Raw genomic sequence first — 6,412 nt, forward strand, 5'->3', positions numbered from 1 at the left:
CTTCATGTGGGGATATTCAAAAATCTTGATGCAATTGATTCCACGTAGACTTGTCATTTCTGACGCAACTACTCTGCCAAATTATAAACCGGTACATTAATGAATATATATTCATTAATAATATTACGTTCATTAAATATTATATACTGCTGTACTTTTCAATGTAATAATTGTTAATTTAAGTAATTTTCACAAAGTTTTCAGGTCGTAACGAGTAATCAACAAGTCCACTTTCAAATAGGTGTCACGAACGACCAGATGTGTGACAGAAATATAGTTGCATCAACGAATAATTAAATAATATTGCCCATTTGGAATTTTCTAATCAGTTCTCTCCCCTGAAAAGACAATCTCCCCCACGCGCATAGAGACCGCATTTCAACGGTTCCCTGCCGCTGATCGCAGCTCGTTGAAACAGATAGAACGCCCCCTGATTCCTCTGCCAGTTCCTGACGAATCACAGGGTAGAAATGGAAGATTCCGTACAGTAATATTGCCTGAATCGATTGCAGTTTTGATCGGGTACCAGCATTGCCAGCCAGACTGATCGCACTGCCCTGACAGTCTGTTGAAAAGATCTCAGCGCAATCTCTCCGCCATTTACTTTTCAATAATCAGGCACTGGTCTCAGGGAAGACTATTGCAATCGCCTGCAGAAGCGGATCACTGCAATAATCGAAATGATGCAAGAAAAAAACCATACGCAGGGCATCAGATATGAACCAGGTTGTCAGCCCGGTACCAGGTTATCGGCGCATCGGTTTCTAAATCAGAAATTTGCTGCTCAGGGAAATATCTGGATTAAATGATCGTTCTCATCTTCACTCAACTCGATCCGCTGTTTCCCATCGAATGCAAATCTTCGACATTTAGGGACACTACGATGAGCAGGAGCTCTAATGTTTATCGTTTTGTCCTGCTCTAAAATGCAACCCACCTCGATCCATTTATACCCCTCGAGTTAAAACACAAACCTTTTAGCTTGCATCAAGCTATATGCATGGGTACAAGAGTGTAAAACAAATAAGAGAGATTAGCTCTGTATGTGCTTGCCCCCTGCCCGTAAAACAATCCGTCACTAAATCAAATAGAATCAGCAAGGCATTCGCTGTTAGCTCATACCCTGATAGGTGTAAGCGATGAATCGATTTGTGACAAAAAACTGGTTGTCTTAACAATTTTTCCTGAAACTGTCTCAACACAGAAGATTTTCACCCGGGCCATGAGTATCCCCACAATCTCTACCACGCTCATCAATCATGCTGCTCAGCGGGATCCCGATTCCTGTAACAGATTAATGGAACTTTCTGAGTGGATTTTATTCAGGATCGCCAGTCGTGTGCTGGACCACAGGGAGGATGTGGAAGATGTAGTACAGGAGACACTGGCTGCAGTAGTCAAGGTGATGTCGACGGAGAACCTGCATCTCGAATATGGTCGGCATAGTTATATCAGGCTGCTGAAAACATGTCTGCGCAATGTTTCTGCCAATCATTTTCGCAAAAAACAACTCACCCCCACTGGTGGCACCGACAATCTCATCCTCCTGCATAACCTGATCGATGACAACATTGAAACGGTTGAAGAAAAACAGGATATTGCCGAGGGAATGATTGAACTGGCCGGGTTGACAGAGAACGAAAAACAGGTCCTGAGACTGTATTTTTTTGCCGGAAAGACTGCCCGGGAGATCGCCGACGAAACAGGCATGACACCCGCAAATGCTCGGCAGATCCAGTCACGCGCGCTCCGGAAAATTCGCGATTTTCTCGGCGAAGATTGAAAAGTCTATATTTTCGATAGATTGGTTGTCACATTTCAGCCTGTCATCAACACTGTTACTTAAGCAAAAGATAGTTTACTGATGCTGAATCTGTACTAAGGACCTGAACTGGTGGTGGCCTCAAATCCCTCCGACTGCCCGAATATGGCGATGCTATCTGACTATAATCTGGGGAAGCTCGATTTTAAGCAGATCGATACGCTGACCCAGCATTTCAGAACGTGCGACAATTGCAGAGAAAGACTAGAAAGACTGGACGAAGAGTCTGATCCTCTGATCAACAGCCTCAAGGTTCCTCCGCTTTCGATTGGCCAGATCTCTCTCGAGTATGAAATCGGCTCGGGAGGTATGGGACGAGTTTTTAAAGGCTACGATACACGCCTGATTCGACCTGTCGCCGTAAAACTGATCAACGCAGAAAAACAAAAAGACTGGAAAGACCTGGCAGCACGATTTGAACGTGAAGTGCAGATGCTGGCCCGTGTTGAATCGCCTTATGTGGTCAAGGCACTGTTTGCAGGTGAAGAAAACGGCTTCACCTATTTTGTACAGGAGTACGTGGACGGTCAGAATCTGAAACAGAGGATGGAACAGCTCGGTTCTTCCCCCGCCCCTCCGGCCTGTGCCAACATTATCTATCAGGTCGCCTCCGGCCTGACTGCAGTTCACCAACTGGGCATCGTACACCGCGATATCCATCCTGGAAATATTCTGATCAACACAAAAGGTTATGTTCAGATTGCTGATTTCGGACTGGCGTTTCAACCCGAAGGCTCAGGCGATAGCGAAGAACTGACTGCGCTCAGACAGGGGTTCGGGCAACTCAGTTATGTTTCCCCGGAACAATGGAATTCGGCACGCAACGCGACTGCCAAATCAGACATCTACTCCCTGGGATGTATCTGGTATTTTCTGCTCACAGGCCACCCTCTGATCCGGGATCCGAAAACACTGGAAATCATCAATCCAGCCAGTCAGTTTCAGGAAGTGAACCGGGTTGATCGAAAACTGCTGAAGTCGATGTTGCAGCTGGAGCCCCAACTCAGACCTGCCGCAAACGAAGTCACCGCTGCATTGCAGAACCGGCTGGGGACAGCTGATTCGCTGGAATACATTCTTAACAACCAGCCAGTCCCGGGTCGCTTAGGCTGGAAACGTTATGGTGTTCTGGCATCCCTCGCTCTACTGGCCCTTTATTCTCTGCTACTGGCATTTCCGACTGCAGAGAGTGATTTAACAGAACAGACCAGCCAGATTCTACCAGCGGCCCCTCCTCCAGTACCTGTAGCCAAACCCATAAAGCGAGAGCAGTATGTCCTGCAGTTTGATGGCGCCGATGATTTCGTAGAAACCCCCTTTATCTATGACAGTGGAGAACCGATTACCTTTGAAGCCTGGCTGACACCGGACTGTGAAGAACGCCCTCGGAACATGGAAATCATTTCCAACGCGGAGACCGCAGGTTTCCTCATGCGTCTGAAAGACGGAACGATGCCCGAGTTTATGTTTCATGATGGTATCTATTACGCGAACCACACCAATTCTCATCAGATTGGGTGTGGCAAACGAGTACACCTTGCTGCTGTGTTCGATGGCATCAGTATCGGCATGTATGTGAATGGAAAAAAACAGGGGCTCAATTACCCCGTACGACGCCGACATCGCCATTCTCCCATTCCCATCCATCTCTGTGCCAATCCCGATCCGGCGCTGATTGGACGCCCCGTCGCCGAAAAAAAATCGTGCTTCGCCGGACTGCTGCATCAGTGTCGTTTTACCAAGGGAGCAATCTATCTGGAAGATTTCTCTCCGGAAAAAGAGTTGACTTCCAACGACTCGACCCTGCTGCTGTACCACTTCAACTCGGATACCGGGCGCGTCATACCAGATTTAAGCGGAAACGGCCGTGATGGAAAGATTGTCGGCGCGACCTGGGAAGAATTTGATCCCCGCAAAGTTCCTGAACAAAACAATGAGTTCAAATGGCCCGTTGAGATGCCGGACCCTGTGCTGGTCAACGATACGCCCGAGCGTATCCGGGAAGTTCAACAGGCCTGGGCTGACTTCCTCAAGCTGCCACCTCAATTGGAAATCCCCCTCGGAGATGGCGTCAAAATTGATCTGGAGCTGATCCCCCCCGGTGAATTCATGATGGGTACTCTGGATGAAACTCTGAAAAATTCGGCGGCGTCCACAAAACAACGGGAAATCAAATACCAGGTACTGACAGCCGACCTGCCCCACCATCTGGCACGCATTACTCAACCCTTTTATATGAGCCATACGGAAATTTCCCGGAAACAGTATCGACAGTTTGTTGAGCAGGCGCGATATCGAACCGATCCGGAACGCGATGGGCGGGGGGGCACTGACTTCAAAACATCTGAGACAAACTCTCAGATTACCTGGGCCAGTGATCTGGGAGGCACTCTCAGTGATGATCATCCCGCAGCCAATCTGACCTGGTATGATGCCCGTAATTTTTGCAGCTGGTTGACTCGCAAGCAGGCCCGACTTTCGTTTGATCTGCCTGCCGAGTCGCAATGGGAATACGCCTGTCGCGCCGGGACCGCCACACAGTGGTATCCCACCGGGGAGCAGCAGCTATCCCGCTATGGCTGGTTTGGAACAACACAAACTCACCCCTGCGGGCAACTTCAGTCAAACGCCTTTGGACTGTACGACATGCACGGAAATGTCGCGGAATGGTGCCGTGATTATTTCTCCAACGAAGAAAGTTTTTCCAATCCGGTCAATAATCCCTCCGGTCCACATACAGGGATTCAAAGAATGCTGCGGGGTGGTTCAGCCATCCAGGATACCCTCTCCTGTCGTTCCGCTTATCGAGAAGGTCGCCTGCCTGTGACGCGGGATGCTACAACCGGCTTCCGGGTCTGTGCCACACCCAATCCCGCTACCCAAGACCTGGACAGCCTCGACCGGTTTTCCCTGCACTTTAATGGAGTCGATGATACCGTTGAAGCCGTCTATGACTATCGCAGACCGAGCGATCCTTTAACCATTGAATGCTGGGCCGACATTTCCGAGGAGAGTATGAACGACCGGTTTTCCTCAGCGGTCATCTATGACCTGCATTCTAAACTGCGGGCCACATACTGCGTTCTCAGAAATCATCGCGTCCATGTCTATTATCATGAAGGCACCTGGACCTGGCATGCCTTCTCTGCAGAAATTACTCCCGGCAATCATCATATCGCGGGCGTCTTTGACGGGATAAATCTGAATGTGTTTGTGGATGGTCAGGGACCGGAAAAAGTAGCAAAGCAAAAATCACCGCGTGAAGCTCGCTACTTACGATCGCTCTTTCGTATCGGTACAGGCTCCATCATCGAAGACAGACAGCACCGTGGCTTTCAGGGAAATATTTCGCAGCTGCGCATCAGCGAAGAGACAATGTACGACGCTGCCTTTCAGCCACCCCCTCTGCTGATGCAGCATGAATCAACGGTCGCTTTATATCGCTTTGAACAAGGGAACGGAAGCCTGTTACACGATCTGAGCGGCATGCATAATCATGGAAAAATCCTCGGCGCCGCCTGGTCAAACAGCTCACAGCCGGACAAACAACTCACCAGCCGGGGTATCCACTTTGACGGCGTCGACAGGCTTGAAGCAATACTCCCGGACAAGTTCGAGGGGACATTTACCATTGAAGCCTGGGTCTCACCCGATACCGAACAGAAACTGACACACCAGACCATGTTTCAATGGGGCTCCCTCAGCCTGAAATACCATATCAACCAGGGGGAATACTGGACATGGTCTCTGCTGGATCCGCAGTCCCAGGAAATTCCCATCTCATCAGTTTCCAGCAGAGACGTGGCCACCAGCCGTCCCGTCCATCTTGCCTGTCAGTGGAATGGATCCAGATGGAAACTGTTCCTGAACGGGCTCCCTTGCGAGACACTCAGAATGAATAGCATGAACTTTGGGCGCGCCAGGAACATCATCAAAGACTGCCTGCAGAAACCACTATTGATCGGTGGCTCGCCTGCAACAGGAAAAACCTCTTCACACGGATTTGAAGGCAACCTGCATGCACTCCGGATTTCAAACAGCGAACGCTATCGCAAACCGTTCACACCTCAAGCTGATTTCAAAGTGGATGACCAGACGCTTCTCCTGTATCGCTTCGATGAGCACACAGGAGAAACAGTAAAAGACTCATCCCCCAACAAGATTCTCGGCACACTACATCGCGGAAAGTAGTCCTTCAAACCTGCCTTAAAACTGGTACCAGGGCTCATACAGATTGATTCAACCTGCGTCATCCCTCACCTCCCCTGCACTGCTCTTGTTCTCACCCTGAAAATAATTACTCATCCAGATCACCCACTGAACCAATCAACCACTGAAAAGATTCGACTTGACTCCCCCTCGCTCCCAGCCAGAATAAGCGTCTGACTGTGTCGCGCGCGTGACCAGTTTACAGTGCACTGAAACACAAGCCACCTGTTCCGGATCTTCACTGAAAACAAGCTTGTTTTTTCCAGATAATCAGTTTGCAGAACCACACCAGTTCTTAATGTATGCCTGCGGGTCGCCACACTTCGCCGCCCATCACGCCGGCACCACCCTGGTACCGCCAGACATCGCGCCCGTGTCGAC

General features: G+C 49.5%; 2 protein-coding genes. Both read left to right on the plus strand.

Features of this window, described 5'->3' with window-relative positions; genetic code table 11:
* Positions 1-1,222 precede the first annotated feature (1,222 nt).
* Positions 1,223-1,783 carry an RNA polymerase sigma factor gene (locus Pan161_RS07575; RefSeq protein ID WP_145225550.1) on the plus strand — a complete coding sequence of 187 codons (561 nt, stop codon included), beginning with the start codon at positions 1,223-1,225 and terminating at the stop codon, positions 1,781-1,783.
* Between the two features lie 150 nt (positions 1,784-1,933).
* Positions 1,934-6,013, plus strand: coding sequence for a protein kinase domain-containing protein (locus Pan161_RS07580; RefSeq protein ID WP_261342975.1), 4,080 nt, complete (start codon positions 1,934-1,936; stop codon positions 6,011-6,013).
* Positions 6,014-6,412 lie beyond the last annotated feature (399 nt).

The sequence above is a fragment of the Gimesia algae genome (assembly GCF_007746795.1).
Taxonomy (GTDB): domain Bacteria; phylum Planctomycetota; class Planctomycetia; order Planctomycetales; family Planctomycetaceae; genus Gimesia; species Gimesia algae.

What these genes read in the sequence shown, in the direction of transcription:
- Pan161_RS07575 (WP_145225550.1), top strand. Translation starts at nt 1,223, where the DNA reads ATGAGTATCCCCACAATCTCTACCACGCTCATCAATCATGCTGCTCAG.
- Pan161_RS07580 (WP_261342975.1), top strand. Translation starts at nt 1,934, where the DNA reads ATGCTATCTGACTATAATCTGGGGAAGCTCGATTTTAAGCAGATCGAT.